Annotated in this window: 24 protein-coding genes; 12 read left to right on the forward strand and 12 right to left on the reverse strand. The window is 70.2% G+C overall.

Annotation, left to right across the window (positions count from 1 at the left end):
* The first annotated feature begins 25 nt into the window (after positions 1–25).
* A complete protein-coding gene (locus tag FXF51_RS06540; RefSeq protein ID WP_222871143.1) occupies positions 26–1,498 on the forward strand; it encodes an alpha/beta fold hydrolase in 1,473 nt (490 codons plus the stop codon).
* A gap of 40 nt (positions 1,499–1,538) precedes the next feature.
* On the opposite strand, the gene FXF51_RS06545 is transcribed toward FXF51_RS06540, so the two are convergent.
* Together FXF51_RS06545 and FXF51_RS06550 are read right to left on the reverse strand one after the other, a co-directional pair.
* The gene (locus FXF51_RS06545; RefSeq protein ID WP_148433351.1) at positions 1,539–3,068 is read right to left on the reverse strand and encodes an amino acid permease; all 1,530 of its coding nucleotides are present in this window, start codon (positions 3,066–3,068) and stop codon (positions 1,539–1,541) included.
* 154 nt (positions 3,069–3,222) lie between these two features.
* Positions 3,223–3,759 (reverse strand): type 1 glutamine amidotransferase domain-containing protein, encoded by a 537-nt coding sequence (locus FXF51_RS06550; protein WP_148433352.1) that lies wholly within the window; start codon positions 3,757–3,759, stop codon positions 3,223–3,225.
* A 112-nt stretch (positions 3,760–3,871) separates the two neighbouring features.
* Here FXF51_RS06550 and FXF51_RS06555 point away from each other — a divergent pair, with 112 nt between their 5' ends.
* On the forward strand, positions 3,872–4,138 hold the full coding sequence (locus FXF51_RS06555; RefSeq protein ID WP_148433353.1) for a heavy-metal-associated domain-containing protein: 267 nt from the start codon (positions 3,872–3,874) through the stop codon (positions 4,136–4,138).
* A 70-nt stretch (positions 4,139–4,208) separates the two neighbouring features.
* Here the strand turns inward: FXF51_RS06555 and FXF51_RS06560 are convergent, their stop codons facing one another.
* A complete protein-coding gene (locus FXF51_RS06560) occupies positions 4,209–4,565 on the reverse strand; it encodes a DUF2809 domain-containing protein (protein WP_222871144.1) in 357 nt (118 codons plus the stop codon).
* Positions 4,566–4,713: 148 nt separating this feature from the next.
* On the opposite strand from FXF51_RS06560, the gene FXF51_RS06565 reads away from it, so the two are divergent.
* The 6 genes from FXF51_RS06565 to FXF51_RS06590 all read left to right on the forward strand — a co-directional run bounded on the left by FXF51_RS06565 (position 4,714) and on the right by FXF51_RS06590 (position 12,502).
* A complete protein-coding gene (locus FXF51_RS06565) occupies positions 4,714–6,528 on the forward strand; it encodes an ABC transporter substrate-binding protein (RefSeq protein WP_187414219.1) in 1,815 nt (604 codons plus the stop codon).
* Positions 6,525–7,580, forward strand: a complete 1,056-nt coding sequence (locus FXF51_RS06570; RefSeq protein WP_187414220.1) for an ABC transporter permease — start codon at positions 6,525–6,527, stop codon at positions 7,578–7,580. The genes FXF51_RS06565 and FXF51_RS06570 overlap by 4 nt, the downstream gene beginning before the upstream one ends.
* Positions 7,577–8,458, forward strand: coding sequence for an ABC transporter permease (locus FXF51_RS06575; protein WP_148433355.1), 882 nt, complete (start codon positions 7,577–7,579; stop codon positions 8,456–8,458). The genes FXF51_RS06570 and FXF51_RS06575 overlap by 4 nt, the downstream gene beginning before the upstream one ends.
* Positions 8,455–9,429: an ABC transporter ATP-binding protein gene (locus tag FXF51_RS06580; RefSeq protein WP_148433356.1), complete on the forward strand. Its 975-nt coding sequence runs from the start codon at positions 8,455–8,457 to the stop codon at positions 9,427–9,429. The genes FXF51_RS06575 and FXF51_RS06580 overlap by 4 nt, the downstream gene beginning before the upstream one ends.
* Positions 9,430–9,508: 79 nt before the next feature.
* Positions 9,509–10,516 carry an ABC transporter ATP-binding protein gene (locus FXF51_RS06585; protein ID WP_148433357.1) on the forward strand — a complete coding sequence of 336 codons (1,008 nt, stop codon included), beginning with the start codon at positions 9,509–9,511 and terminating at the stop codon, positions 10,514–10,516.
* Between the two features lie 261 nt (positions 10,517–10,777).
* Positions 10,778–12,502, forward strand: a complete 1,725-nt coding sequence (locus FXF51_RS06590) for an alpha/beta fold hydrolase (protein WP_187414221.1) — start codon at positions 10,778–10,780, stop codon at positions 12,500–12,502.
* Between the two features lie 185 nt (positions 12,503–12,687).
* Here the strand turns inward: FXF51_RS06590 and FXF51_RS06595 are convergent, their stop codons facing one another.
* Both FXF51_RS06595 and FXF51_RS06600 read right to left on the reverse strand, forming a co-directional pair.
* Positions 12,688–13,368 (reverse strand): response regulator, encoded by a 681-nt coding sequence (locus FXF51_RS06595; protein WP_148433359.1) that lies wholly within the window; start codon positions 13,366–13,368, stop codon positions 12,688–12,690.
* Between the two features lie 382 nt (positions 13,369–13,750).
* A complete protein-coding gene (locus FXF51_RS06600; protein WP_262379319.1) occupies positions 13,751–15,190 on the reverse strand; it encodes a sensor histidine kinase in 1,440 nt (479 codons plus the stop codon).
* A 506-nt stretch (positions 15,191–15,696) separates the two neighbouring features.
* Between FXF51_RS06600 and FXF51_RS06605 the strand changes: the two genes are divergently transcribed.
* The gene (locus tag FXF51_RS06605) at positions 15,697–16,647 is read left to right on the forward strand and encodes an alpha/beta hydrolase family protein (protein ID WP_187414222.1); all 951 of its coding nucleotides are present in this window, start codon (positions 15,697–15,699) and stop codon (positions 16,645–16,647) included.
* Here the strand turns inward: FXF51_RS06605 and FXF51_RS06610 are convergent.
* Positions 16,628–17,803 carry an FAD-dependent monooxygenase gene (locus FXF51_RS06610; RefSeq protein ID WP_148433361.1) on the reverse strand — a complete coding sequence of 392 codons (1,176 nt, stop codon included), beginning with the start codon at positions 17,801–17,803 and terminating at the stop codon, positions 16,628–16,630. The two genes, FXF51_RS06605 and FXF51_RS06610, sit on opposite strands and share 20 nt — an antisense overlap.
* 60 nt (positions 17,804–17,863) lie before the next feature.
* Between FXF51_RS06610 and FXF51_RS06615 the strand changes: the two genes are divergently transcribed.
* Entirely contained in the window at positions 17,864–18,433 is a 570-nt protein-coding gene (locus FXF51_RS06615; RefSeq protein WP_148433362.1) for a TetR/AcrR family transcriptional regulator, read from the forward strand.
* 264 nt (positions 18,434–18,697) lie between these two features.
* Here the strand turns inward: FXF51_RS06615 and FXF51_RS06620 are convergent, their stop codons facing one another.
* Complete coding sequence (locus tag FXF51_RS06620) at positions 18,698–19,336, reverse strand: maleylpyruvate isomerase N-terminal domain-containing protein (protein ID WP_148433363.1); 639 nt, start codon at positions 19,334–19,336, stop codon at positions 18,698–18,700.
* 91 nt (positions 19,337–19,427) lie between these two features.
* On the reverse strand, positions 19,428–20,156 hold the full coding sequence (locus FXF51_RS06625; RefSeq protein WP_148433364.1) for a nucleotidyltransferase domain-containing protein: 729 nt from the start codon (positions 20,154–20,156) through the stop codon (positions 19,428–19,430).
* Between the two features lie 10 nt (positions 20,157–20,166).
* Here FXF51_RS06625 and FXF51_RS06630 point away from each other — a divergent pair, with 10 nt between their 5' ends.
* Positions 20,167–20,982 carry an SDR family NAD(P)-dependent oxidoreductase gene (locus FXF51_RS06630; RefSeq protein ID WP_148433365.1) on the forward strand — a complete coding sequence of 272 codons (816 nt, stop codon included), beginning with the start codon at positions 20,167–20,169 and terminating at the stop codon, positions 20,980–20,982.
* A gap of 55 nt (positions 20,983–21,037) precedes the next feature.
* Here FXF51_RS06630 and FXF51_RS06635 read toward each other — a convergent pair whose 3' ends face one another.
* On the reverse strand, positions 21,038–21,976 hold the full coding sequence (locus FXF51_RS06635; RefSeq protein ID WP_148433366.1) for a ribose-phosphate diphosphokinase: 939 nt from the start codon (positions 21,974–21,976) through the stop codon (positions 21,038–21,040).
* 70 nt (positions 21,977–22,046) lie between these two features.
* Positions 22,047–22,673 carry an HAD family hydrolase gene (locus FXF51_RS06640; protein ID WP_222871145.1) on the reverse strand — a complete coding sequence of 209 codons (627 nt, stop codon included), beginning with the start codon at positions 22,671–22,673 and terminating at the stop codon, positions 22,047–22,049.
* 130 nt (positions 22,674–22,803) lie between these two features.
* Between FXF51_RS06640 and FXF51_RS06645 the strand changes: the two genes are divergently transcribed.
* A complete protein-coding gene (locus FXF51_RS06645) occupies positions 22,804–24,603 on the forward strand; it encodes an alkyl/aryl-sulfatase (protein ID WP_148433368.1) in 1,800 nt (599 codons plus the stop codon).
* A gap of 4 nt (positions 24,604–24,607) precedes the next feature.
* On the opposite strand, the gene FXF51_RS06650 is transcribed toward FXF51_RS06645, so the two are convergent.
* Positions 24,608–25,066, reverse strand: coding sequence for a hypothetical protein (locus tag FXF51_RS06650; protein WP_148433369.1), 459 nt, complete (start codon positions 25,064–25,066; stop codon positions 24,608–24,610).
* The gene (locus FXF51_RS06655) at positions 25,059–26,519 is read right to left on the reverse strand and encodes a purine-cytosine permease family protein (protein ID WP_148433370.1); all 1,461 of its coding nucleotides are present in this window, start codon (positions 26,517–26,519) and stop codon (positions 25,059–25,061) included. Before FXF51_RS06655 ends, FXF51_RS06650 begins: the two co-directional genes overlap by 8 nt.
* Between the last annotated feature and the right edge of the window lie 24 nt (positions 26,520–26,543).

A 26,543-nucleotide genomic window follows, 5' to 3' on the forward strand; every position in this document is an offset into this window, starting at 1 on the left:
CCTGCTCGCCGCCGCCTTAATGGCGATGGCGACACTCTCGTCCGTCGCCCCCGCCAACGCGGACACGGCTGAGACGACACGCACGATCACCTGGGCGCCCTGCGAGGAGGAGCCCAGCGCCGAGTGCGGCAAGCTCACTGTCCCGGTCGACTGGTCCAAGCCGGACGGGCCGACCGTCGACATCGCGGTCGCCCGGCGCAAGGCCACCGACCCGTCGGCCCGCATCGGCTCGCTGGTGATCAACCCGGGGGGCCCGGGCGGTTCCGGCGTGGAGGCCGCGTACGGCGCCACCTGGTTCACCGACGAGCTGCAGAAGCGGTTCGACATCGTCGGCTTCGACCCCCGGGGTGTGGGGCGCAGCAATCCGGTGATCTGCTCGGCGTCGGTCTACAACCAGATGCCGCACACCGTGATGAAGAGCCAGGCCGACTTCGACGCCTGGAACTCGTTCACCAAGAAGCTGCACGCCGACTGCCGCGAGCGCACCGGCCCGCTGTACGACCACGTCGACTCCACGGACGTGGCTCGTGACCTGGACGCGCTGCGCGCCGCCCTCGGCGAGGAGAAGCTCACCTACTACGGCATCTCCTACGGCACGCTGATCGGCCAGATGTACGCCGAGCTGTTCCCGGACCGCGTCCGGGCGCTCGGGCTCGACAGCAACATGGACCACAGCCTCGGTGTCACGGGCTTCCTGTCCACCGAGGCGCTCGCCGTCGAGGACGCCTTCGACCAGTTCGTCGGCTGGTGCGACCAGGAGCCGAGCTGCGTGCTGCACGGCCAGGACGTCCGCGCGATCTGGAAGAGCCTGCTGGACAAGGCTCGCAAGGGCGAGCTCGTCTACCCCAGCACCGGCACGAAGATGACGGAGCTGCAGGTCATCTACAACGCCGCGCTGGGCAACGAGGGGCCCGACTGGGTGACGCTGAGCCAGACGATCAACTGGCTGAACGGCGGCGCCGAGCCGGACTGGGTGCCTCCGCTGCCGGGCCGCGGGCCCGTCGAGGGGGACGTGGCGTACCTGCCGACCGCGATCCTCTGCCAGGACTACAACCTCAGGGTGCGTAACTACACCGAGTACGCCGCGCTGATGAAGGTGTCCGGCAAGCTGGCGCCGGACACGCGGTACCACCCGTACCCGGTCGACGACCTGCCGATCTGCATGAACTACGGGACCACCAACCCGCCGCACGAGCTGAAGTACACGGGCGACGCCCCGCTGCTGCTCGGCAACTCGCTGCACGACCCGGCCACGCCGTGGATCTGGTCGGCCAACGCGGCCCGCCAGCTCGGCTCCAAGGCGGTGCTGCTCACGTACGAGGGCTGGGGTCACCGCATCTACGGCAAGGACAAGTGCCAGACGGACATCTTCGACGAGTACCTGATCTCGCTGAAGGTGCCCGCGCACGGCACGCGCTGCGCCGTGGGCACGCCTGAGGAGACGATGAAGCTCAAGAGCGCGAAGCCGGCCTGGCCGACTGACCGCCTCTCCTGGTAAGGCCGTCGGGTACGGCGCCCGCGCCGTACCCGACGCTGTTTCACGTGGTGGGGACCTCGTCGACCGTCCGGCGGGGTCCCGTGAACCAGTGGCGGGCCGACAGGGCCCACCACAGCGCGATCCCGATCAGCACCACCCCGACGGCGATCGGCGCGTAGTTGACCGACGTCCAGGTGAAGTCGGGGCTGCCCGGCACGCCGGCCGGTGAGAACGGCATGATGAAGTAGATCGAGACGATCACGATCTCGACGCAGGCGATCCAGCACAGCGCCTTGTACTTCTTGCCGAGCGTCCACGGCCCCGGCTGGAAGGCGTCGCCCATGCGCAGCCGCAGCCAGATCGGGATGAGGAAGGCCAGGTAGAGCCCGATGACGGCGATCGAGACGACGGCGTAGAAGGCGACCGGCGTGGTCAGGCCGGCGGGGGCGTAGAGGGCGGGCAGCGTGAGCAGGGCGGCGGCGACGCAGCCCGCGATGATCGCGTTGACGGGGGTGCGGTTGCGGTCCACCTTCGACCACAGGCGCCAGCCGGGCACGGCGCCGTCGCGCGAGAACGCGTACGTCATCCTGGACATCGAGGTCACGCAGCTCATCCCGCAGAAGAACTGGCCGATCGTGGAGATCGCGAAGACGGCCGTGGCGAGCGGGGACGACAGCGCGGTGTCGAAGATAGCGCCGACGAAGCCGGCGTTCTTGTTGATCTCGTCCACGTGTGTGGCGGCGAACAGGAACGACAGCAGCAGGATCCAGCCGCCGATGGCGGAGTAGAAGATCGACTGCCACAGGCCCCTGGCCGCGCTCCTGGCCGCGCCCTGGGTCTCCTCCGACACGTGCGCGCAGGCGTCGAAGCCGGTGATCGTGTACTGGGTGAGCAGGAAGCCGAGCGGCAGCACGTACAGCCAGAAGGGCAGCCCGTCCGAGCCGTCGCCGAAGCCCGAGTTGTTGTTGGTGCCGAAGAAGACGAAGGAGGCCGACTGGTGGTTCTCCGGGGCGAAGATCAGGATGGCCACGATGATCGCGGCGCCGGCCACGTGCCACCAGACGCTCACGTTCTGCAGCAGTGAGATGAGCTTGTGGCTGTAGATGTTGATCAGCGCGTGCAGCGCGAGAATGATCACGAAGAGGAGGAACGCCTGGGGGAGGGTGGCCTCCCAGGCGCCGCCGGTCAGGCGGTTCAGGGTGATGTTGAGGAAGGTCGCGCAGCCGTAGTCGACCGACGCGGTGACGGCGATGAGGCCGATGAGGTTCAGCCAGCCGGTGAACCAGCCGTGGATCGGCTTGCCCAGCTTGGCGGCCCACCAGTAGATGCCGCCCGCCGTCGGGTATGCCGACACCAGCTCCGACATGCAGAAACCGATGATCAGGATGAACAGTGAGATCAGCGGCCAGCCCCAGGAGATGGCGATGGGGCCGCCGTTGTTCCACGCCTGACCGAAGGTCGTGAAGCAGCCGGCGAGGATGGAGATGATCGAGAAGGAGATGGCGAAGTTCGAGAAACCGCTCCAGGTGCGGGCCAGCTCCTGCTTGTAGCCGAGCTCGGCCAGTCGCCTGGAATCCTCTTCAGTGGTCATGTGAGGTCTCCCTGGGGGGCGCGGAGGACGCTCCTTTTGGTCTACGTCTAGACCATTTCTGCCCAGGGGACAAGGCGTTACAGCGGGGTTTCGATCTCGTCAGGCCCTGAGGTGGCCTCCCCGGCACGTGCGGGGAGACCACCGCGAGGGGGTGTCAGGACATGGCGTCCATGGCGGCCTGGCAGAAGGCCTTGAGGTCGTCCGGCTTGCGGCTGGTGACCAGGGTGTTCGGCCCGTTCGTGCAGACCATGACCTCCTTGTCCACCCAGGTCGCCCCGGCGTTGCGCAGGTCCGTCTGCAGGCTGGGCCAGGACGTCAGGGTCCGGCCGCGTACGACGTCCGCCTCGATCAGCGTCCACGGCGCGTGGCAGATGGCGGCCACCGGTTTGCCCGCGTCGAAGAACGACCGGACGAACCGTACGGCTTCCGGCACCGTGCGCAGGAAGTCCGGGTTCGCGACGCCGCCCGGCAGCACGAGGCCGTCGTAGGACGAGGCCTCTTCCACCGTTTCGTCCACGGCGAAGGTGTCCGCCTTGTCCAGGTGGTTGAACCCCTGGATCTGGCCGGGAGAGGTCGAGACGAGCCGGGGCGTGCCGCCGGCCTGCTTGACCGCCTTCCACGGTTCGGTGAGCTCCACCTGCTCGACTCCCTCGGGAGCGACCAGGAAAGCGATGGTCTTGCCGTCCAGCATGTGACTGCCCTCCCTTGTTTCCACCCCTCTTTCCGTGACCGCCGGATGTATGCGTCTTTACCCCTAGGGGGTATATTGTGGGGCACGAGAGCCGAGAGTGAGGAGTGTGACCATGACTGTCGCGACGTACCAGGTGGACGGCATGACCTGCGGCCACTGCGTGAGCGCCGTGACCGAGGAGGTCGGCAAGGTGACCGGCGTGAGCGGGGTCGAGGTCGATCTGGCGAACGGGGCGGTCACCGTGACCAGCGCGGCGCCGATCGACGTCGCGCTGATCGACGCCGCGGTGGTCGAGGCCGGTTACGAGCTGGGTGGCAAGGTCGAGCTGCTGCCTCAGGTGAGCGGGTCGTCGTGCTGCGGTTCCGGCGGTTGCCACTAGCTCACCGGGGCAGCGGCCGTTGACGTCGGAGGAGGAGCGGCGCCGCGTCATGCGCCCGGACGCCGGACGGCTAGCCCTGCTCGGCGTGCCGGGCACGCAGTCGATGGTGGGCCGGCCAGCAGACGGCGGCGCCGACGGCGTACCAGAGCAGGTCGGGCGGGTTGAACGTGCTGCCCAGCACCGGCCGCAGCGGCTCGGGAATCTCCCCGAGCTGGGCGAACTCGATCGCCCAGCTCAGCCCGGCCGACACCGCCGCCGCCACCCACGGCCGGATCCTGGGCAGGGCGAGCACGAGGAGCGCGTAGATCAGCGCGGTGTAGAGCGCGTCGCCCGCGTACTTCGAGAAGGCGCCGTCCCAGAGCGCCCGGACGCCGAGCCCGCACGCGACGATCACGACGCAGGTTAGGGCGGTCGGCAGGCGGGGCACCAGCTCAACGTAGTGCCAAGTGCGCTGAAAATTTACACCGCCAAAGGAAACGAAGGTGAAACAATTTTCCGCACCTCGTTGACATGCGGACTCCGTATGGTGTGCCTTTCTCTACACAGGAACCCCCCTGCCTGAAGGTGAGGCACTCATGAGGAGATGGTTCGCACGCCTGGCCGCGCTGGGCGTCGCGCTATTAGTGGCCGGTACGGGCACCACGGCCGCCCTTGCCCAAGATCCGGCGGCGGGGAAGAAAGTCTTTCGCGTCGGCGCGACGCAGGCCATGGACTCGATGAACCCCTTCCTCGCGGTCCGCCTGGTCTCGACGTCGATCCACCGCTGGATGTACGGCTACCTGACGGTGCCCGACTCCAAGACCCTCCAGCCCAGCCCCGACCTGGCCGAATCGTGGACCACGTCCGAGGACGGGCTCACGTGGACGTTCAAGATCCGCGCCGCGAAGTGGTCCGACGGCAAGCCCGTCACGGCCGAGGACGCGGCCTGGACGTTCAACAAGATGATGACCGACGAGGCCGCCAAGACCGCCAACGGCCCCGCGGTGGAGAACTTCGAGAGCGTCACGGCCAACGGCCAGGACCTGACCATCAAGCTGAAGGCGCCGCAGGCGTCCATGCTGGAGAACCCGGTCCCGATCATGCCCAAGCACGCTTGGGAGTCGGTCACCGACATGGCCAACTACGACGCCGAGAAGTACCCGACCGTGAGCAGCGGCCCGTACATCGCGGTCGAGCACAAGAAGGACCAGTACGTCAAGCTGCAGGCCAACCCCAACTACTGGCGGGGCAAGCCGAAGATCGACGAGCTGCAGGTCATCTTCTACGACAACCCGCAGGCCGCGATCGCCGGCCTGAAGAAGGGTGACATCGACCTGCTCGGCCGGATGACCCCGCAGGAGTTCGAGGCCATCCAGAACGACCCGAACATCGAGGCCTGGAACACCCAGGGCCGCCGCGCGGCCTACCTCCAGGTCAACCACGGCGCCACCACCACCGACGACAAGGCGGTCGGCGACGGTCACCCGGCGCTGAAGGACCTCAAGGTGCGCCAGGCGCTGCACTACGCCATCGACAAGCAGAAGCTGGTCGACGAGGTGCAGAACGGCCTGGCCAAGCCCGCCGACGGCTCCATCGTGCCGCCGATGTACAAGGACTTCTTCTGGGAGGCCACCGGCGAGGAGAAGGTCTCCTACGACCCCGCCAAGGCCAACCAGATCCTTGACGACGCCGGCTACAAGAAGGGCGCCGACGGCGTCCGCACGATGCCCGACGGCGACCGCAAGCTGGAGTTCCGCTTCACCATCCACACGGAAACGCCGATCGAGGACAAGCTCGCCGAGTACCTCACCGCCTTCTTCAAGGAGGTCGGCATCACGCTGACCACGGTGAAGCTGGAGTCCAGCAAGTTCACCGAGGAGACCGGCGTCACCGGTAACTTCGACATCGCGATCAGCGGCTGGTCGGTCAACCCCGACCCGGAAGAGGTCATGGCCACCCACCTGTGCAGCCGCAGGCCGGCACCGGGCGGCGAGGGCGGCGGCACCGAGTCGTTCTTCTGCGACGACACCTTCGAGAAGCTCTACCAGGATCAGCTCAAGGAGCTCGACCGCCCCAAGCGCGTCGACCTGCTCAAGCAGATGCAGGAGCGGCTCTACACCCAGGCGCCGATCATCGCGATCTACTACACCAACGACCTGGAGGGTTACCGCAAGGACAAGGTCACCAGCATCACCCCCATCCCTGAGGACAAGGGTCTGCTGTACGGCGGCAGCGGCTACTGGCCGTTCTACACCGTGGACGTCAAGGCCGCTGCGGCAGCCAGTGGCGCCACCGGCGGCGGCTCCAACACCGGCCTCATCGCCGGCATCGTCGGCGCCGTGGTGGTCATCGGGGCCGCGGCCTTCTTCCTGACCAGGCGGCGCAAGAGCACCGCAGACGAGCGCGAATGACGACACCGCTCGAAGCAGCAGAGCCCGCCGCCGTCCAGGCGGCGGGCCCTGGTGACGAGCGCCCCACCAGCCGCGGCACGCTGCGGTACGCGCTGTCCAAGGGCGGTGGGGCGCTGTTCAGCATCGCCATGGTGCTGGTCGGCACGTTCTTCGTGTTCCGGCTGCTGCCCGGCGACCCCGTGCGCAACCTGGCGCAGGGCCGCAACATGACGCCGAGCCAGCTCGACATGGAACGCCGGCGGCTCGGCCTCGACAAGCCGCTGCTCGACCAGTTCATCGACTTCGTCGGCGACACGCTCAGGCTCGACCTCGGCACCTCCTACGAGTACAAGCGGCCCGTCCTCGACCTCATCGGCGAGCGCCTCGGCCCGACCCTGCTGCTCGCGGGCACCGGCCTGGTGATCGCGGTCAGCCTCGGCATCTGGCAGGGCACGCGGGCCGGCTGGCGGCACGGCACCCGGTTCGACCGCCTGTCCACGGGCACGTCGCTGCTGTTGTGGTCGGTGCCGACGTTCTGGCTCGGGCTGCTGCTCATGATGGTGTTCGGCGTCGGCATCGGGCCGATCCCCGGCATCTTCCCGTTCCGGGGCATCGAGAGCGTGGACGCGCCCGACGGGTTCGCGTACGTGCTGGACGTGGCCTCCCACATGGTGCTGCCCTGCCTGACGCTGGTGGCCGTGGTCTACGCGCAGTACCTGCTCGTCATGCGCTCGTCGCTGATGGAGGAGGTCAGCCAGGACTACGTCACCGTCGCCAAGGCCAAGGGCCTGCGCGACGACGAGGTACGCCGCCGCCACGCGGTGCCCAACGCCCTGCTGCCCACCGTGACGCTGGTCTTCATGCGCATCGGCTTCGTCGTCGGCGGCGCGGTCACCGTCGAGACGATCTACACCTGGCCCGGGCTCGGGCAGTTGTTCTACGAGGCGATCAGGGTGCCCGACTTCACGCTCATGCAGGGCACCTTCCTACTGATCACCGTAGCCGTGATCGTCATGAACACGCTGGCCGACGTGGTCTACCACCTACTCGACCCGAGGGTGAGGTCGGCGTGACCAGTGTCTCCACGGCCCGCAGGCGGCTCGCGCTGAGCCGCTTCTGGGCCGAGTACCGCCAGCACCGCGGCGGCGTGATCGGCCTGGTCGTGCTCGTCGCCGCCGTGCTGCTCGCGCTGGTCGCGCCGCTGTTCATCAGCGAGGAGGTGACCAGCGTCGTCAAGGGCGTCGGCGAGAAGTGGGCGGCGCCGAGCCTGAGCGAGCCGTTCGGCACCGACGAGTCCGGCCGCTCGATCCTGCTGATGGTCTGGTGGGGCTCGCGCACGTCGCTGCTCATCGGCTTCCTCGCGGCGCTGCTCAGCATCGTCATCGGCCTGGTCGTCGGCGTGGCCGCCGGGCACTTCCGCGGCTGGCTGGGCGCCGCCCTGATGCGGGTCACCGACTGGTTCCTGGTGCTGCCCTCGCTGGTCACGGCCCTGGTGCTGGCGGCGGTCCTGGGCGGGAGCACGTTCACCATCATCATGGCCATCGGCATCACCACCTGGCCGTCCACCGCCCGCCTGATCAGGGCGCAGACGCTCGCCGTCGAGGCCAGGCCGTACATCGAGCGCTCCAAGGCGCTCGGCGCCGGACACTGGCACATCACCACCCGGCACGTGCTGCCGAACGTGGCGCCGCTGCTGCTCGCCAGCACCACGCTGGAGGTCGCCAGCGCCATCGTCACCGAGTCCACGCTGGCCTTCCTCGGCGCCAGCTCCAACAAGACCTCGTGGGGCACCATGCTGCGCGCCTCCTACGACTTCGGCGCCGCCAACGAGGGCGCCTGGTGGTACATCCTCATCCCCGGCCTGGCCATCCTCGTCGTCGTGATGGCGTTCACCCTCGTGGGGCGGGCGCTGGAGGCCGTGCTCAACCCCCGGCTGAGGAGGGCCGCATGAGCCTGCTCGAACTCGACGACGTGTCGGTGACCTACCGCATCGCCTCCGGCGAGGTGCCCGCCGTACGCGGGGTGTCCTTGACCCTGGACGCCGGAGCGGCACTCGGCATCGCCGGCGAGTCAGGATCCGGCAAGTCGACGCTGGCCATGGCGCTGCTGCGGCTCCTGCCCCGCGACGCGCGCGTCGGCGGCCGGATCCTGCTCGACGGCGACGACGTGCTCGCCATGAAGTGGGGCCGCCTGCGCGCCGTACGGTGGGCCGAGGCGTCCATCGTCTTCCAGGGCGCCCAGCACGGCCTCAACCCCGTGCGCCGGATCGGCGAGCAGATCGCCGAACCGCTGCTCGTGCATGACCTGGCCAAGCCGGACGCCGCCCGCAAGCGCGTCGCCGAACTGCTCGAACAGGTCGGCCTGCCCGCCTGGCGGGCCCGCAGCTACCCGCACGAGCTGTCCGGCGGGCAGCGGCAGCGCGTCATGATCGCGATGGCGCTCGCCTGCTCGCCCCGGCTGATCATCGCTGACGAGCCGACCACCGCGCTCGACGTGATGGTGCAGGCCCAGGTGCTCACCCTGATCAAGGAGCTGGTCGCCGAGCAGGGCATCTCGCTCATCATGATCTCGCACGACCTGTCCGTGCTCGCCGACGTCTGCGACCAGCTCGCCGTCATGTACGCGGGGCGCGTCGTCGAGCACGGGCCGTCCGGCGAGGTGTTCCACGAAGCCCGGCACCCCTACAGCCGGGCGCTGGCCGCGGCCTTCCCCACCGTGGGGGACCCCGTCTCCCGGATGGCGCCCAAGGGGCTCGGCGGCGACCCGCCCGACCCGATGCACCTGCCGGGCGGGTGCTCGTTCCATCCGCGCTGCCCTGTTGTGCTGGACGAGTGCTCGTCGATCGATGTGGAGCTCTGGCCGGCCGGGGATGGGCGGAGGGCGGCTTGCGTGCGCGTCAGGGAGACGGAGGACGCCTCATGACCTCACCTCAGCTTCCTCGCCCTCGCCATTGCCATCGCACACAACCCATGACCTCACCCCAGATCGACGCGGAGGTCTCATGACCGAGACGCAGACGGCCGCGGAGGCGGTCGCGACCACCCGGCCGGCCCTGCTGGAGGCCCGCGACCTGCACGTCGAGTTCTCCTCCCGAGGCCGCCGCGCCCGCGCCGTGGACGGCGTCAACCTGGCCATCGGCGAAGGCGAGATCGTCGCCCTCGTCGGCGAGTCAGGCTGCGGCAAGACCACGCTCGCCCGCACCCTGCTCGGCCTCGAACGCCCCACCACCGGCGAGGTCCGCTACGACGGCGACCCACTCAGCTACACCTCCAAGGCGCTCAAGGCGTACCGCAGGCAGGTGCAGCTCGTCCTCCAGGACCCGACCGGCTCACTCAACCCCAGGCACACCGTGTACGAGGCCGTCGCCGAAGGCCCCCGCATCCACGGACTGCGCGACGAGCAGGACGTCGTGTCCACCGCCCTGTCCCACGCCGGCCTGCGGCCACCCGACCGGTTCTTCCTGCGCTACCCGCACGAGCTGTCGGGTGGGCAGCGGCAGCGCGTCGTCATCGCCGGCGCCCTCGCGCTCAACCCCAAGGTGCTCATCGCCGACGAGCCGGTCGCCTCCCTGGACGCCTCCGTACGCGGCGAGATCCTGGCCCTGCTGCTCCGGCTGCGCGCCGAACTGGGCCTGTCGGCGCTCGTCGTCACCCACGATCTGGGCCTGGCCTGGAACATCGCCGACCGCGTGGCCGTGATGTACCTGGGCAGGATCGTCGAATCCGGGCCCGTCGAGCAGGTGCTGACCGCGCCGCGGCACCCGTACACGCAGGCCCTGATGTCGGTGCTGCCCGAGTCGCCGGAACGCGTCGTACTGACCGGCGAGCCGCCGGACCCGACCCGCATCCCCGGCGGCTGCCGCTTCCACGCCCGCTGCCAGGTACTCGCCTCCGGCAAGGCCGCCGAGGCGGGGGTGGACGGGCGGTGCCGTACCCAGCTGCTGGACATCCTGCCCGCCACGGCGGAGGCGCAGGCGGCCTGCTACTACGCGGAGACGGCCGGCCAGTGACCCGGTGATCGGGCCGGTGGAAACGCCGCGGAAACCGCCGCGGCGTTACTGCTGGTTCCCATGAGAACATCACTGACTGCCCTGACAGCCGTGACGGCGCTGGCGGCTTCCTCCGCGATGCCAACAGCGGCCCTCGCATCACCTTCGGCCCTCGCATCACCTTCGGCCCTCGCATCACCTTCGGTCCTCGCATCGGCTTCGGCGGTTCTCGCGTCGCCGGCGGCTGCGACCGTGCCGAGCTCCGGCGTGCCGTCGTCCTCCGTGGCCTGGAAACCCTGCCCGTCCTACACCGACGAGGTGGCACGCGGCCTGGGCGTCGCACAGGACAAGATCGCGTCCTTCCACAGCCTGATGAGACGCCTGGAATGCGGGACGGTCACCGTCCCCCTGAACCACCACGACCCCGCCGGACGCGAGATCGACATCGCCGTGACCCGCCTGGCCGCCACAGACCGAACCCACCGCCTCGGCGCCATCACCGTCCTCCCAGGCGGTCCGGGCAACAGCGGCTACCTGGACCCCATCCTGCGCGCCGCCCTGAGGAACGACCAGATGGCAGGCCTCAACGAGCACTACGACATCATCGGCTTCGACCCGCGCGGAGTGGGCTACAGCACCAAGACCGCTTGCCCCGCCTCCCAGGCAGGGCCGCGACAACCTGGCCCGCTCACCAAGCAGTCGGCCAGAGAGATCTACGACGCCCAGATCGCTGCCAACCAGCAGTGCGCACGCTCCGACCCCGCCTTCCTCGGACAACTCACCACCGAGAACGTCGCCAAGGACCTCGACCTGGTCCGGGCCGCGCTCGGCGAGCCCGAACTCAACCTGCTCGGCTTCTCCTGGGGCACCTACCTGGGCATGGTGTACCGCAGCCTGTACCCGCAACGCACCGGACGGGCCTTCCTGGACAGCGTGGCACCGCCGTGGACCAACCTCGTCGAACACACCGAGGGCGCCGCCCAGGCGGCCGAGGCCAACTTCGGGCGCATGGCCGCCTGGCTGGCCCGCCGCGACGCCCTCTACGGCCTCGGCGCCACCACGCGCCAGGTGCGGGCGGAGGTGGCCGAGCTGGTGCGTGCGTACGATCGGAGCCCCAGGATCTACAGCGACCTCCAGCGCCCCATCGACGGCTCGGCCATCGCCGACCTGGCCAAGCGCAACTCGACGGAGTGGGCACGCGCAGGCAAGGCCCTGGCAGAGCTACGCACCGCCCTCGTCCCCTACACCAGCACCAGCCCCTCGACCGGCCCTTCCACCGGCCCTTCCACCGGCCCTTCCACCGGCCCTTCCACCGGCCCCTCCACCAGCCCCTCCACCAGCACCGCTGCCAGCCCCTCCACCAGCACCGCTGCCAGCCCCTCTGCCAGCACCAGTATTTTCGCCAGCGCCTCCACCGGCACCGCTAACTTCGCCAACACTCCCACCCCGACTCCCACCCGCACCTCTTCCGGCACCGGCACTTCCGCTAGCCCCTCCTCCGGGACCGGCACCGGCACTGGCGCCACCGCCCCGCCCACCGTCAAGGAGCTGCTCGGCGCAGGGATGATGGGCACCCCCGTGCCCGGCGCGCCGGAAATGCTGAACCTGACCATGAACTGGTCGGTCGCCTGCAACGAGGACGACAGCCGACCCACCTTCGACACCGCCTGGCGCACCTACCAGCAGCTCGTCAAGCGCTTCCCGGCGACCGGCCGAGGCTGGGGACTGGGCGGCGCCATGTGCCAGGGCTGGCCGCTACCGGTGCAGCAGGCCACGCTCCGCCGGAGCGACGGCTCGCTGGTGCTGGCGGGCCACTTGCACGAGTTCATGTCCGCCTACGACTGGACGCTGCAAACGCGACGCGCCGTCGGCGGCACCGTCTACACGGTGGCCGATGACGTGCACGTGTCCAGCACGCGGGTGCCGGAGTGCGCCGCCGACGTGGCGCGCTACTTCGAGACGGGCCGGATCGACGGCGGCTGCAAGGGCACCGCCCTGCCAAGCTGACCCCGCCCGGCCCCGGGCGCACAGACGACTTACCAGCCGACCCGGAACCGCCACCATCCAGGCGAGACTCGGAGCCCGGCACCAGCCAGGGCCCGATGTCCTTCACTAACCGAGTGAGGCCCCCAGAGCCCGTCACCGAGGCAGGAGGTTCAGGCCGTCACCCAGGCAAGCGAGCCCCAGAGCCGTCACCAGGCAGCGAAGTCGGCATCGGGGCCGGGCCGCCCGAGGTCGGCGTCGTGCACCAGGATCGCGGCCTGGACGCGGTTCGCCAGCCCCAGCTTGGCCAGCACCCGGCTGACGTGCGCCTTCACCGTCGCCTCCGTCAGCCGCAGCTCCCGGCCGATCTCGGCGTTGGACAGGCCGCGAGCCAGCGCCTTGATCACGTCCCCCTCCCGGCCGGTGAGCCCGTCCAACTGCCTGCGGGCGGCCTCAGCCCGCGAGGGGGCGCGGTCGGCGTACTGCGCGATGACCCGCTTCGTGACGGACGGGGACAGCATGGCCTGACCGTCGGCAACCGTACGCACGGCGGCGGCCAGCTCCCGTGGCGGCGTGTCCTTGAGCAGGAAGCCCACGGCACCCACCCGCAGCGCCTCGTGCACGTACTCGTCCACGTCGAACGTGGTCAGCATGACCACCTTGGGCGGCTCCGGGTCGCCGAGTATGCGTGCGGCGGCGCTCAGGCCGTCCATGACGGGCATCCGCACGTCCATGAGCACCACCTCGGGCCGCAGCCGCCTTACCGCCGACACCGCCTCGGCGCCGTCGCGCGCCTCGCCGATCACCGAGATGTCGCCCGCCGCCTCCAGGATCAACCGCAGCCCCGAACGTACGAGCGCCTCGTCGTCCACCACCAGCACCCGGATCATGTGCAGATCCCGCCACCTACGGCGTGACCACCCACGCGAGATTCGCTCATGCCGATCCCGCCTCCTACGAGGGGGCCGCCTGCGTACGACCCGCTCATCCAGATCCCGCCGCCTCCTGCGGTTCCGCTCCCAGACGGCTCGGCTTGGATGGTCTCGCGGGCTGTGGCGGCACCGCTTACGGGTGGCTTGGTCTTGTGGGTTTTGTGGGCTGCGGCGGTGACGTTCGCGGGTGGCTTGGTCTTGTGGGTTTTGTGGGCTGCGGCGGTGACGTTCGCGGGTGGCTCGGTCTTGTGGGTCTTGTGGGCTGTGGCAGTGACGCTCGCGGGTGGCTCGCTCTTTCGGGGCTCGTGGGCTGTGGCGGGATCACTCACCCACGGCTCGCTCATGCCGGGATCCTGGCGCTGACGAGGAAGCCGCCGCTCTCCTCGGCGCTGGTGCGCAGCGTGCCGCCGAGAAGCTCCACGCGTTCCCGCAGCCCCACCAGGCCCCAGCCCGCGCCCGGCAGCACCTCTCGCTGTGCCTGGCCGGGCAGCACCTCCCGCTGCGCTTGGCCGGGCAGTACTTCTCGCTGTGCCTGGCCCGGCGGCGCCTGCCGCCGTGCGTGCGGTGCCTGGTTGCGTACCTCCACCTGCAGTTCCTGGTCCCCGAAACGCAGCAGCACGTCCGTTCGCGCGTCCCCCGCGTGCTTGTGCACGTTGGTGAGCGCCTCCTGGATCACGCGGTACGCGGTGCGCTCCACCGTCTCCTCGACCGGCCGGGGATCGCCCTCGTCGTGCCGGGTCACGGCGATGCCCAGAGCGCGCGACTGGTCGAGCAACCGGTCGAGGTCGCCGAGCGTGGGCTGCGGCCGGTAGGCGGCGTCGAAGTCGGCAGGCCGGTAGTCGCCGACCAGGCCCGCACGCCGGGCCACGGCCTCAGAGCCGGTCAGCCGGTGGCTGGAGTCAGAGCCGGTCAGCCGGTGGCTGGAGTCAGAGCCGGTCAGCCGGTGGCTGGAGTCAGAGCTGGTCAGCCGGTGGCCGGAGTCGGCGTCGGAGTCGGTTGGCTGGTGGTCGGCGTCAGAGTTGGTTGGCTGGTGGTCGGGGGGAGGCTTGGCGGGTCGGTTTGTCTGGTGGTGGGGTGCGCGGAGCACGCCGAGTACGTCGCGGAGGTTGGTCAGGGCCTCCCGGCCGATCCCGCCGATCATGGCGGCGGTCCTGGCCGCCTCCTCGTCGGGCGTGCGCACCTCCAGCGCTCCCGCGTGCAGCACCATCAGCGAGACCCGGTGCGCCACGATGTCGTGCATCTCCCGGGCGATTCGGGCCCGCTCCTGCGCCCTGGCCTGGTCGGCCCGCATGACCTGTTCGCGTTCGAGTCGCCGCGCCCGCTCCTCGGCGGCCGCCAGGACCTCGCTTCTGGCGCGTGTCCACAACCCCACGGCCAGTGGCAGGCCGATCATGCTCAGTGCCATGAACAGGGCGTTGCCCAGACCGGCGGTCAGCACCTCCTGCAGACCTTCGCGTGCGTCGCCGACCACCGCCGAGATGCCGCACACGACGAGACAGGCGGCGATGTAGGCGGCGACGTCTCGGGCTCTGTGGAGTGTGCGGCCCGCGTAGTAGGAGGCGACGAGCAACGGTGGCCAGACCACCAGCCAGGCGTAGGTGACGGCGCCCACGGCGGCCAGCGGCCACCAGGACCGCCGGGCGTGCCAGGCCGCCACGCCCGCCGCTGCGGCGATCGCGACCTGGACGGGGAGCGGGAGGCCGGATGGCACCCCCGCCTGCCCGCTCATCACGAACAGGGAAGCCGCGAAGACTCCCGCGCCGAGCAGTACGAAGCGCATGGTCACAGCGTAGGGGGAGGGGTGGGAAAGGTGGTTACGACGAAAGTAGTGGGTGCTGATCGACGATCGGGGAGGACGGTTGGTGGCGGGGTTCCGGCAGCGTGGTCGGCATGCGAAGCACCGCTGCTGTAGCAGCCCTCTCGTCGGTCGTCCTCTGTGGCGTTCCTTACCAGGCCCAGGCGTCCACGTCAGCCCAAGAGCAGCCGAGTACCCTCGCCCACGCGCAGGTGGCCGGACCTGCTCAAGCGCAGGTGGTCGGGCCTGCTCAAGCGCAGGTGGTCGGGCCTGCTCAAGCGCAGCCGGCCCGGCTTGCTCACACGCAGGCGGCCGGACCTGCTCAAGCGCAGGTGGTCGGGCCTGCTCAAGCGCAGCCGGCCCGGCTTGCTCACACGCAGGCGGCCGGGCCTGCTCAAGTGCAGGCGGTCGGGCTGGGCCGCGCCGGGGCGGCAGGCACGGAGTCAGCCGGTCTGGCGTTGCCCGAGCCGACCGGGTCGAAGCCCGTCGGGATGACCACCTTGCACCTCACCGACAAGAGCCGCCCCGACCCTTGGAATCCCGAAGCGCTGCACCGCGAGCTGCTGGTCTCGCTCTGGTACCCGGCGAAGAAGGGTGAGAAGGCCACGGCGCGACGGGTGCCGTACATGACCGCGCAGGAGTCGGCGGCCGTGCTGAAGGGCTTTCCTGTCGCCCCCGACACGCTCACCAAGGTCACCACGCACGCCCGCCTGAAGGCCCCCGCAGCCGCAGGCAGGCGTCCTCTGGTGGTCATGTCGCCCGGTTTCAGCTTCCCGCGCGCCACCCTGACCTCGCTGGCCGAGGACTTCGCCAGCAGGGGCTACCTGGTCGCCGCCGTGGAGCACACGTACGAGTCGGTCGCCACCACCTTCCCCGACGGCCGCACCACCACCTGCCTGGCCTGCGTGAAAGGTCAGGACCACGCGAAGGTCGCCGCGAGCAGGGCGAGGGACGTGCGGTTCGTGCTGGACGAGCTGATCGGGGGCGGCTGGGGGCGGCGGATCGACCGGTCGCGGATCGCCATGGTGGGGCATTCGGTGGGCGGTTACGCGGCTGCTCAGGCGATGCTCGCCGACGGCCGGATCAAGGCCGGGGTCAATCTGGACGGCACATTCCGGGTGGACGAGCCGCTCAAGCGGCCGTTCATGCTGATCGGAGCGCCGAAGTCGCACACGCCCGGCGGCACCGACGAGTCGTGGAAGAAGGCGTGGCGGAATCTGGCCGGCTGGAAACGCTGGATCACGGTGGAGGGCACCGACCACTCGGCGTTCGTGGACTACGCGGTGCTCAGGCCGCAGGCCGGGCTGCCCGCGCAGGAGCTCGACGGCGGGCGGGCGCTGGAGATCACCCGCGCGCACCTGGCGGGTTTCCTCGACCGGCACCTGCTGGGCAGAAACACTCCGGTCAAGGACTATCCCGAGGTCACCGTGCATAGTCCTTGAGCGTGATGGCGTTGGCGGCGCGGTGGATGGGGCCGGTGATGCGTTCGATCATCCGGTTCCGTCCGGGCAGGTGGGGGAGCAGCCGCATCATTCTGAGCTGGAACCACAGCGCGAAGCGCGACCCGATGACCATGCCCTTGATGTTGGCGGGGCCCAGCGCCTGGTTGGCGTCCACGAAGGGGCGCAGCTCCCGCTCGTACCCCTCCGTCCCGCCGCCCGTGGACAGCTCGCCCGCCAGCACGTACGCCCCCACCAGCGCCAGGCTGGTGCCCTGGCCGGAGGCGGGGGAGGCGCAGTAGCCCGCGTCGCCGACCAGCACGACCCGCCCCTTCGACCAGCTCTCCAGGTGGATCTGGGCGACGGAGTCGAAGTAGAAGTCGTCGGCGTCGCGCATCGCCTCCAGCAGCGCGGGCACCTGCCAGCCGACGCCGTTCATGGCCTCCGTGACCAGCTTCTTCTGCCCGGCGATGTCGCGGTGGTCGTAGTCGACCGGCGGCGACGACCACATGAACAGGGCCTTGGCGCTGCTGTCCTGGCGGGTGCTGTAGACGTTCGCGGTTTTGCCGACGGCGGCGTGCACGGCTTCCTCGCGGTCCAGGCCGAGCGTGTTCGGCACGGTGGAGATGGAGATGTAGTGGCCGAGGTCGCGGGTGAAGGCCCGCTCCTCGCCGAACGCGAGCCGCCGCACGTTGGAGTGGGCGCCGTCGGCTCCCACGATCAGGTCGAACGTGCGCGGCGCGGAACGCTCGAACGTCACGGTGCCGTCGTCGGCGATGCCGGTGATGGAGTCGTCGAAGATGTACTCGACGTCTTCGCGGGTCAGGTCGTACAGCAGCTCGTTGAGGTCGCCGCGCATGATCTCGGCGTCGTCGCCCGTGCGGCCGCCGAACAGGTCGGCGTCCACGGCGGCCATCGGGCGGCCGGCGGGGTCGTAGTAGGTGGCGACGCGCATGTCCGTAGCTCTGGCGCGGACCGCGTCCAGTAAGCCCATGCGCTCGACGACCTGTAGCGCGGCGCCGCGCACGTCCACCTTGTACCCGCCCGTGCGGATGGCGGGGGCCCGCTCGACGACGGTCACGGTGTGCCCGTGCCGCCGCAGCCAGTACGCCGTCGCCGTGCCCGCGATGCTCGCGCCGGAGATGAGGATGTTCGTCATGAGCGAGACGGTACATGTGTCTCAGACGCTTGTCTAGTACAAGTGTGTTAGCCTTCGGGCATGGGAAACAGGGAAGATCTGCTGGCGGGGGCGAAGCGGTGCCTGACCGAGAAGGGCTACTCGCGCACGACCGCGCGCGACATCGCGACCGCGTCCGGCGTGAGCCTGGCGGGCATCGGTTACCACTTCAGGTCGAAGGAAGCGCTGATGAACGAGGCGCTGTTCGAGGTGATGAAGGACTGGGGCGAGGAGCTGGGGGCGACCCTGTCGGCCGACGTGCGGCCGGACGCCACACCGCTGGAACGGTTCGAGGCGGCGTGGGATCGGGTGGTGGAGTCGTTCGAGAAGCTGCGGCCGTTGTGGGTGACGCAGTTCGATCTGCTCGGGCACATCGACCATGCCGCGCCTGAGGTGCGGGAGCAGCTCGCGCGGGCCATCGGGGAGGCGCGGCTGGGGCTGGCCGAGTTGTTCGAGGGGGTCACGCTCGGGACCGATCCCGAACGTGAGCGGCTCACGGGAACGGTCTATCAGGCGATGCTGACCGGGTTTCTGTCGCAGTGGTTGCTCGACCCGGCGAGTGCGCTGTCGGGCCGCGAGGTGGTCGCGGCCCTGCGCATGATCGTGCAATGAGACAGCGGCCGGGCACCCGCACGCCGGGCCGGGGCGTCGGCGGATGGCCGGTCCGTGCCCGCGAGGCGAGGGGGTCGGTAGAACTGGCGGGCGGCCGGTGCGCGTTCGCCGGCTCGAAGGTGCTGGCGTGCTCGCCAGGCCAGCAGGCGCCGACGGGCTGGCGGCGCCTGCCAGGGCCGTGGCGTGCTGGGCGGGTGGCCGGTGTGTGCTCGGAAGGCCGTCAGATGGCCGTCAGATGGCCGTCGGAAGGCCGTCGGAAGGCCGTCAGAAGGCGCTGATCGTGGCCGGGGCGCGCTCGGCCCTGCTCAACGTCCGGATCACCGCCGTAGGCCCGTGGCGGTGCACGGCCAGCCTGGCCAGCAGCTCCACCACCGGCTCGATCACCGAGTCCGGCAGGTCGGGAGTCTCCACGCCCACGCTGGCCGCCAGGTCGTCGGAGTGCACGACGAGCTCCACGAGCCGGGTGAGCAGGAAGTCGTCCAGCCGCAGCGACCAGCCGGCCCACGGCAGGAACACGACCCGGCCGGCCGGTTCGGCGGCCAGCGCGGCGCTCTGCATCTCGTACAGCGCCTGCGCCCGTTCGACCAGCACCGCGGGGCCGGCCGCCGCGGCCGCCTCGCCGCCGCGCCGGACGCTGAGGTTGCTCTCGTGGTCGAGGCCGGCCTGCACCCACGGCGAACGCGAGTAGTGCTCGATGAGCGTGACGGGCTCCCCGGCCTGCCCGTCGGGCACCAGCACGTCGCCGACCCTGACGAGCTGGTGGGCCACGTGCCCGGCCAGCCCCGCGACGCTGAACTCCATCAGCGCGCTCGGCTTGTCCCACGATGCCGCCACGGCCGGATCGCGCAGGAGCGACACCGCCGACGCCGCGGCCAAGAGATAGGACTGCCTGCTCTCCCCCATTTGCCGCCCTTCCCAGGTTCCAGGTGGTGATTGGCGCTAACACTACGCACGTAACAAACCACCGGCATGCCGCCATTCTTCCTGGTGGGGCTCAGCCGAGTGCCCGCCTGATCGCCGACTTGACGAAGGCCCGCGTCAGCCGTCCCCGTCTGAACCGGCTGAGCACCGGCGCCGGCGTGCCGTAGCGGCGGGCGCGGACGTCCGCGACCACCACTTCCGGCGCCCCCAGCTCGGCCAGCACGTCCAGCGCCTCCAGCTTGCTGATCAGCCGCCCCTCCCGCAGGGTGACGGTGGCCCTGGCGACCGTGACCGTGCCCAGATCCACCCAGATGTCCTGCAGCCAGCGCCGCCGCTCTTGCGCCTTGACCAGCCAGAAGTCGCGCAGGTCCGTACGGACGAACCGGGTCAGCTCCTCGTCCGACACCGGCGGCAGCAGCCCGGCGGGCGGCGGGCCGTGCAGCACCCTGGCCCCGTCGAGCAGCTCGCGCCGGGTGACCGCGCTGACGGGCCGCCTGAAGATGCTGCTGTGCGCCCACGTGATGTGCTCGGCGCCGAGGTCGTCCAGCTCCTGCCGGGACATGTACGAGCAGTGCAGCCGCTCCGCCAGCGGCAGGCGGATCCTTCGGTGCACGGCCTTGATCCGCCGCCAGTCGCCCATGGTGGGCGGCGAGTCGAGCACCGCGATCAGGTCGAGGTCGCTGCGTCCCTCCTGGTAGTCGCCCAACGCGAGCGAGCCGTGCGCCCAGAGCGCGACCAGGGGGACGGCGGGCTCGATGCTCTCGAGAAAATGCCTTAGCAGTCGTTCGGTGGCTGCGTGCATGATGGCAACTATGATCGATACACGGCTGACAGGAAAGGTTGCGCTGATCACAGGCGCCAATCACGGCATAGGTGCGGCGGCCGCGATCGCACTGGCGGCCGAGGGCGTCGCCGTGTTCCTGACGTACAAGCGGCTGGAGCCCCTGAACGAGCCGGCCTATCCGGAGACCTACGACCGGGTGCGGGCGGGCACCGCCGACGACGTCGTGCGCCGCATCCGCGAGGCGGGCGGCACCGCGGAGGCGGCCGAGGCCGACCTCGCTGACCCGGAGGCTCCGAAGTCGCTGTTCGACCTGGCAGAGAAGGCGTTCGGGCCGGTGGAGATCCTGGTCAACAACGCCAGCGCCGGGCTCGGCGACACCTTCGCGCCCGCCGGGCAGGACGCCTTCGGCCGGTCGCTGCGGATGGTGGACGTGGAGACGTTCGACAGGCAGTTCGGGGTGGACGCGCGGGCGGCCGCGCTGCTGATCTCGGAGTTCGCCCGGCGGCACGTGGCGCGCGGCGCTACCTGGGGCCGCGTCATCGGGCTGACCTCAGGCGGGCCGGACGGCTTTCCGACGGAGGTCTCGTACGGCGCGGCCAAGGCGGCCCAGGAGAACTACACCATGTCGGCCGCGCATGAGCTGGGCTCGTACGGGATCACGGCCAACATGGTCTACCCGCCCGTCACCGACACCGGCTGGATCAACGACGAGGTGGCCAAGGGGGTCGCCGAGAGCACGGTGCTCAAGGAGATCGCGCAGCCGGAGGACGTGGCCGAGGTGATCACGTTCCTGGCCTCGCACCAGGGGCGGCGGGTGACGGGGCAGATCCTGAGGATGTATTGATACTCCAGGACGTCCTGGCGTGCAGAACGTCCTGGCCCTCGCGGCGTACAGGACCTCAGGACGTGCTGAACAGGGCGCTCACCGACTCGCCGTAGTGGATCCGGCGCATGGCCTCCGCCAGCGCGGACGCGATCGACAGCACGGTCAGCTTGTCGCTGGGCTTGGGCGACGGGACGGTGTTGGTGCAGACGATCTCCTGCACCTCGGGCAGCGCGCTGAGCCGCTCGATGGCGTCGCCCGAGAACAGGCCGTGCGTACACGCCACCCGCACCGACCGCACGTCCTGCTCGCGCAGGCGGTCGAGCAGCTCGATGACCGTGCTGCCCTTGGCGATCTCGTCGTCGAGGATGATCACGTCCTTGCCGCCCACGTCACCGATCACCGAGCTGATCACCACGCGGTCGTCGCTGAAGCGCTGCTTGGCGCCCATCGCGACGCCGGTGCCGAGCAGGCGGGCGAAGTGCGCGGCCTCCTTGGCGTTGCCGAGGTCGGGGGAGACGACGACCGTGTTGGACAGGTCGTACTGCCGGAAGTGCGCGGCCAGCTCGCGCAGCGCGTGCAGGTGATCGACGGGGACGCTGAAGAAGCCGTGCACCTGCGGCGAGTGCAGCGTCATCGCCAGCACCCGGCTGGCGCCCGCCGCCACCATCAGGTCGGCCACCAGCCGCGCGCCGATCGAGATGCGCGGGGCGTCCTTCTTGTCACTTCTGGCATAGGCGTAGTGAGGCAGGACCACGGTGGTCCTGGCGGCGGAGGCGCCGCGGGCGGCGTCGAGCATGAGCAGCAGCTCGACGAGGTGCTCCTGCACGGGTGGCACGAGCGGCTGGATGAGGAACACGTCGCGCTCGCGGCAGTTGGCCTGGAGCTGCACTTCGAGCACGTCATTGGCGAAGCGGTTGAGTTGAACGGGGTGCAGAGGTGTGCCCAGGTGGGCGCAGATCTCCTCGGCCAGTTCGGGGTGGGCGCTGCCGCTGAAAACCGTGATGTCTCGCACGATTCCCACATGGTAGCCAGAGGCACTGACGTTGCACGAGACCCGGTCCCGGTCAGCGCGTCCGAGCTGGTCAGGCGACCAATTCCGACCTCAGCGCGTCGAGGTCGGGCAGGACGCGCCAGGCCAGGCCGAGCGCGTCCGGCGCGGGCGGGTAGCGCGGGTGCGGTACGGCGATCACCCGCATCCCGGCCGCGTGCGCGGAGCGCAGCCCGTTGCTGGAGTCCTCGACCGCGACGCACCCGTGAGGGTCCACGCCGATCCGCCGGGCGGCCTCCAGGTAGCCGTCGGGCGCGGGCTTGCCGCGCGGCACCTCCTCGGTGGAGACGGTGGCCGCGAAGCACTCGGTCAGCCCGGCCGCGTCCAGCACCACGTCGATGAGGCGGCGCGGCGACGAGCTGGCCAGCCCGAGCGTTAGACGTCCCGACAGCCGCCGCACGACCTCGACGGCGCCGGGCATCAGCGGCACCCCGCCCCGGTAGCGGTCGGCCATCTGCTCGACGACTCCGCCGGCGATCTCGTCCGGCGGCAGTGAGACGCCTAGTTCGTGCAGGTAAGCGGCCCATTCGCCGGTGCTCATGCCCATGAGTCTGGACTGCGTGTCGGGCTGCCAGGTGCCGCCGTGCTCGGCGACGAACGCCCGGCGCACCTCCTCCCAGACCGGCTCGCTGTCCACCAGCACGCCATCGAGGTCGAACACGCACGCGTCCATGCATCCCCCTGAGTCGATCAGCTCAGAGCCAAGCCAATCACATCGACTTGTCGGAGATTCATCCTATTTAGGGCATCTATTGAGCTATTTGCCCGAAAAGGGGGGCATGCGGCTGAACATGGCAGACCTTCCCTTCCAGGACAGGGGCGACTTCGAGGACGCGGATCGTGGTTTCATCGCGAAGCTCAGCCCAGCAGTGATCAAAACCCTTGACGGCAGGGTCGTGTGGGACAACGACTCCTACGACTTCCTCCGGGAGGACTGCCCGGACACCGCCCACCCCAGCCTCTGGAGACAGGGCCAGCTCTGCGCCAAACAGGGCCTGTACGAGGTCACGGACGGCATCTACCAGGTCCGCGGCCTGGACCTGTCCAACATGACGCTGGTCGAGGGCGAACGCGGCGTCATCGTCATCGACCCCCTCGTCTCCACCGAGTGCGCCACCGTCGCGCTCAAGCTGTACCGCGTCCACCGCGGCGACCGCCCCGTCACCGGCGTCATCTACACCCACGCCCACGCCGACCACTTCGGCGGCGTACGCGGCGTCACCCCCGGCGGGGTGCCGATCCTGGCCCCCGCCGGATTCATGCGCCACGCGGTGGCCGAGAACTTCTACGCGGGCCCCGCCATGACCCGCCGCGCCGCCTACATGTACGGCCGCTCCCTGCTCCGCTCCGCCCAGGGTCAGATCGGCGCAGGGCTGGGCATGACCGCCTCGACGGGCACCATGTCGCTCATCCCGCCCACGGACGAGATCGCCCGCACGGGCCAGGAGAAGACGATCGACGGCGTCAGGATGGTCTTCCAGCTCACCCCTGGCGCCGAGTCGCCGGCCGAGATGAACATCTCGTTCCCCGGCCACCGGGCGCTCTGCCTGGCCGAGAACGCCACCCACAACCAGCACAGCCTCCTGCCGCTGCGCGGCGCCGCCGTCCGCGACGTACGCGCCTGGGCCAGGTACCTGGCGGAGGCCATCACCCTGTTCGGCGGTCACACGGACGTCGCGTTCGCCTCCCACCACTGGCCCACCTGGGGCGCCGATCGCGTGCACCGCTTCCTCAGCCAGCAGCGCGACCTGTACGCCTACCTGCACGACCAGACCCTGCGCCTGCTCAACAAGGGCCTGACGGCAGCCGAGATCGCCGAGACCGTGCAGCTCCCGCCCGAGCTGGAGCAGGCCTGGCACACGCACGGCTACTCCGGCTCCCTGGTCCACAACGTCAAGGCCGTCTACCAGCGCTACCTGGGCTGGTTCGACGGCAACCCGGCGCACCTGTGGGAGCACCCGCCGAGGGAGAGCGCGATCCGGTACGTCGAGTGCCTCGGCGGCGGGGCGGCCGTGGTCGCGTTCGCCAGGCGTTACATCGAGGAGAACGACCTGCGCTTCGCCGCCCAGCTGCTCAACCACGCCGTCTTCGCCGACGAGAGCAACAAGGCGGCCCGCGACCTGCTGGCCGAGGTCTACACCCGGCTCGGCCACGGCGCCGAGAACGCCACCTGGCGCAACTGCTACCTGATGGGCGCGCTGGAGCTGGCCGACGGCATCGTGCCCGCCGCCCTGGACACCGCATCGCCCGACTTCTTCGCCGCGCTGACCGTGGAGCAGATCTTCGACTCGATCGCCATCCGCGTGGACGGGCCGCGGGCCTGGCACGAGCGGCTGTCCATCGACTGGCACCTGACGGACCTGGAGGAGCGTTACCGCACGACGTTGTCGAACGGCGCGTTCATCCAGCAGCCCGCCCCGCCCGACGACGACGCCGACCTCACGCTGCGGCTGACGAAAGCGCAGCTCATCGGCCTGCTGGCGGGCAAGGGGGTGGAGGGGGTGCGGCGCGAGGGCGACACGACGGTGCTGCAGCGGCTGGTGGCCGTGCTCGACCGGCCGGTGCCGGACTTCGCGATCGTGACGGCCTGACGGGTCATTCCCCGGCGCGCAGCTCCTTGCAGGCGAGCGCGAGCAGCGTCACCACGACCGCCGCGACGCCCGGCCCGACCAGCAGCGGCGTGGTCAGCTCGCCCGCGTGCCAGGCCGCCGCGATGACGGCCGCCGACGTCAGCACCGCCACGCCGAACATCGCGCCCCACAGCGGCAGCACGTGCAGGTACGCGAACAGCAGCGGGAAGGCCACCCACACGAACGGCGGCGCCGCCACGGCCAGCACGAGCCACCCGGCGGTCACCAGCCCCAGCCACACCTGCCCCGCGACGGGCCGGCGCTGGAGGACGGGGCCGGCCGCGTACAGGATGCCGAGCAGCACGCCGCCCGCGGCCGGACCGGCACGGCCCTCGCGCAGGACGCCGATCACGGCGATCGCCAGCAGCCCGCAGACCGTGACGTGTATCGCCCACCTCAGCAGCCGCAACGCAACGTCAGTCATCATTACCAAGAGTAACCGCACGGCGGGGGCGCGCGAAAGCGGTGATCGAGAAGTACAGCAGCCCGGCCAGCACGAGCGCGATCACCACGCCGATGTTCGCCGTCCCGAAGGTGCCGGCCTTCAGCTCGTCGCTCATCAGGAAGCCGACGACCCGGGCGATGTTCGGGTCGCCTGAGGTGATCAGCCCGAGCCCGGCGATCGACGCCACGACCAGCGACACCAGGCCCGGCCAGTTGAGCGCGGGCGCGCCCGCCCGCAGCAGCCGCTCGTCGTAGGCCCGCCCGCCGGCCCGCAGCCGCCACATGTCGACCAGGAAGATCGCGACCCAGGCCGCCATCACGACGCCGGCGATCGCCAGGAACGCCTGGAACGTGGCCAGGAAGCTGGTGGAGACGAACAGCAGGTAGTAGCCGCCGAGCACCATGAGCAGCCCGTCGATCAGCACCGCGAAGTGCCGCCTGACGGGCACGCCGAGCGCCAGCATCGACAGCCCGGACGAGTAGATGTCCATGATCGCGCCGGCCAGGAAGCCGCCGACGGCGGTCAGCAGGTACGGCACCAGGAACCAGGTCGGCAACGCCCCCGCCAGCGCCGCCACCGGGTTGGCCCCCGCCGCCTCGGCCAGCGTGGGATCGCCCCCGACGAGCAGCACCCCGAACACGAGCAGCACCAGCGGCGGCAGCGCGCCCCCGAGCGTCGTCCACAGGGCCACCGCGCGCGGGGGAGAGCTGGCGGGCAGGTAGCGGGAGTAGTCGGCGCCGCAGTTGACCCAGCCCAGGCCCAGCAGGGTCATGGCGAAGATGATCCCGCCGACCCAGCCGCCCGCGCCCGACGTGGTCTCCAGCGAGCCCGCGCCGAGCCTGGGCACCATGAGGATCAGGTAGACGACCGTGAGCGCGATGAACGCGTACGTCAGGTAACGCTGCACCGCCATGATCATGGCGTGGCCGTACACGCCGACCGCGATCACCACGACCGCCGCGACGGCGAAGCAGATCGCCGTGGCCGCCGTGGGCGGGGTGCCGGGCTCCAGCCGGGCCGTCTCCGGCAGACCGGGGCCGAGCCGCCTGATGATCTCCGCGCCGCTCTGCGCCGCGAGCGTGACGAGCACGATCTCCCAGCCGACGTTGGAGATGTAGCTGAACAGCGTCGGCAGCTTGTTGCCCTGGTAGCCGAACGCCGCCCGCCCCAGCGTCATCGTCGGCACCCCCGACCTGGCGCCACCGACGGCGACCAGGCCGACCAGCAGGAACGACAGCCCGTACCCGACCGCCCCGGCGATGATCGCCGGGATCACGCCCAGCCCGAGCCCGACGACGTAGACGCCGAACGCCACCCCGAACAGCGACAGGTTCGAGCCCGCCCAGGGCCAGAACAGATCTCTCGGCCGGCCGCGCCGTTCCCCTGCTGGGACCGCGTTGATGCCGTTCTGCTCGACCGTCATCGTGCTCATGATCGGACGTTACCCATCTTCTCC

The sequence above is a fragment of the Nonomuraea sp. PA05 genome, assembly GCF_008086045.1.
In the GTDB taxonomy this organism is placed as follows: domain Bacteria; phylum Actinomycetota; class Actinomycetes; order Streptosporangiales; family Streptosporangiaceae; genus Nonomuraea; species Nonomuraea monospora.

Bases quoted from the DNA above. Each gene is read 5' to 3' on its own strand.
- FXF51_RS06540 (WP_222871143.1), top strand. From the start codon at position 26: ATGGCGACACTCTCGTCCGTCGCCCCCGCCAACGCGGACACGGCTGAG.
- FXF51_RS06545 (WP_148433351.1), bottom strand. From the start codon at position 3,068: ATGACCACTGAAGAGGATTCCAGGCGACTGGCCGAGCTCGGCTACAAG.
- FXF51_RS06550 (WP_148433352.1), bottom strand. From the start codon at position 3,759: ATGCTGGACGGCAAGACCATCGCTTTCCTGGTCGCTCCCGAGGGAGTC.
- FXF51_RS06555 (WP_148433353.1), top strand. From the start codon at position 3,872: ATGACTGTCGCGACGTACCAGGTGGACGGCATGACCTGCGGCCACTGC.
- FXF51_RS06565 (WP_187414219.1), top strand. From the start codon at position 4,714: ATGAGGAGATGGTTCGCACGCCTGGCCGCGCTGGGCGTCGCGCTATTA.
- FXF51_RS06570 (WP_187414220.1), top strand. From the start codon at position 6,525: ATGACGACACCGCTCGAAGCAGCAGAGCCCGCCGCCGTCCAGGCGGCG.
- FXF51_RS06580 (WP_148433356.1), top strand. From the start codon at position 8,455: ATGAGCCTGCTCGAACTCGACGACGTGTCGGTGACCTACCGCATCGCC.
- FXF51_RS06585 (WP_148433357.1), top strand. From the start codon at position 9,509: ATGACCGAGACGCAGACGGCCGCGGAGGCGGTCGCGACCACCCGGCCG.
- FXF51_RS06595 (WP_148433359.1), bottom strand. From the start codon at position 13,368: ATGATCCGGGTGCTGGTGGTGGACGACGAGGCGCTCGTACGTTCGGGG.
- FXF51_RS06600 (WP_262379319.1), bottom strand. From the start codon at position 15,190: ATGCGCTTCGTACTGCTCGGCGCGGGAGTCTTCGCGGCTTCCCTGTTC.
- FXF51_RS06605 (WP_187414222.1), top strand. From the start codon at position 15,697: ATGACCACCTTGCACCTCACCGACAAGAGCCGCCCCGACCCTTGGAAT.
- FXF51_RS06610 (WP_148433361.1), bottom strand. From the start codon at position 17,803: ATGACGAACATCCTCATCTCCGGCGCGAGCATCGCGGGCACGGCGACG.
- FXF51_RS06615 (WP_148433362.1), top strand. From the start codon at position 17,864: ATGGGAAACAGGGAAGATCTGCTGGCGGGGGCGAAGCGGTGCCTGACC.
- FXF51_RS06620 (WP_148433363.1), bottom strand. From the start codon at position 19,336: ATGGGGGAGAGCAGGCAGTCCTATCTCTTGGCCGCGGCGTCGGCGGTG.
- FXF51_RS06625 (WP_148433364.1), bottom strand. From the start codon at position 20,156: ATGCACGCAGCCACCGAACGACTGCTAAGGCATTTTCTCGAGAGCATC.
- FXF51_RS06630 (WP_148433365.1), top strand. From the start codon at position 20,167: ATGATCGATACACGGCTGACAGGAAAGGTTGCGCTGATCACAGGCGCC.
- FXF51_RS06645 (WP_148433368.1), top strand. From the start codon at position 22,804: ATGGCAGACCTTCCCTTCCAGGACAGGGGCGACTTCGAGGACGCGGAT.
- FXF51_RS06650 (WP_148433369.1), bottom strand. From the start codon at position 25,066: ATGACTGACGTTGCGTTGCGGCTGCTGAGGTGGGCGATACACGTCACG.
- FXF51_RS06655 (WP_148433370.1), bottom strand. From the start codon at position 26,519: ATGAGCACGATGACGGTCGAGCAGAACGGCATCAACGCGGTCCCAGCA.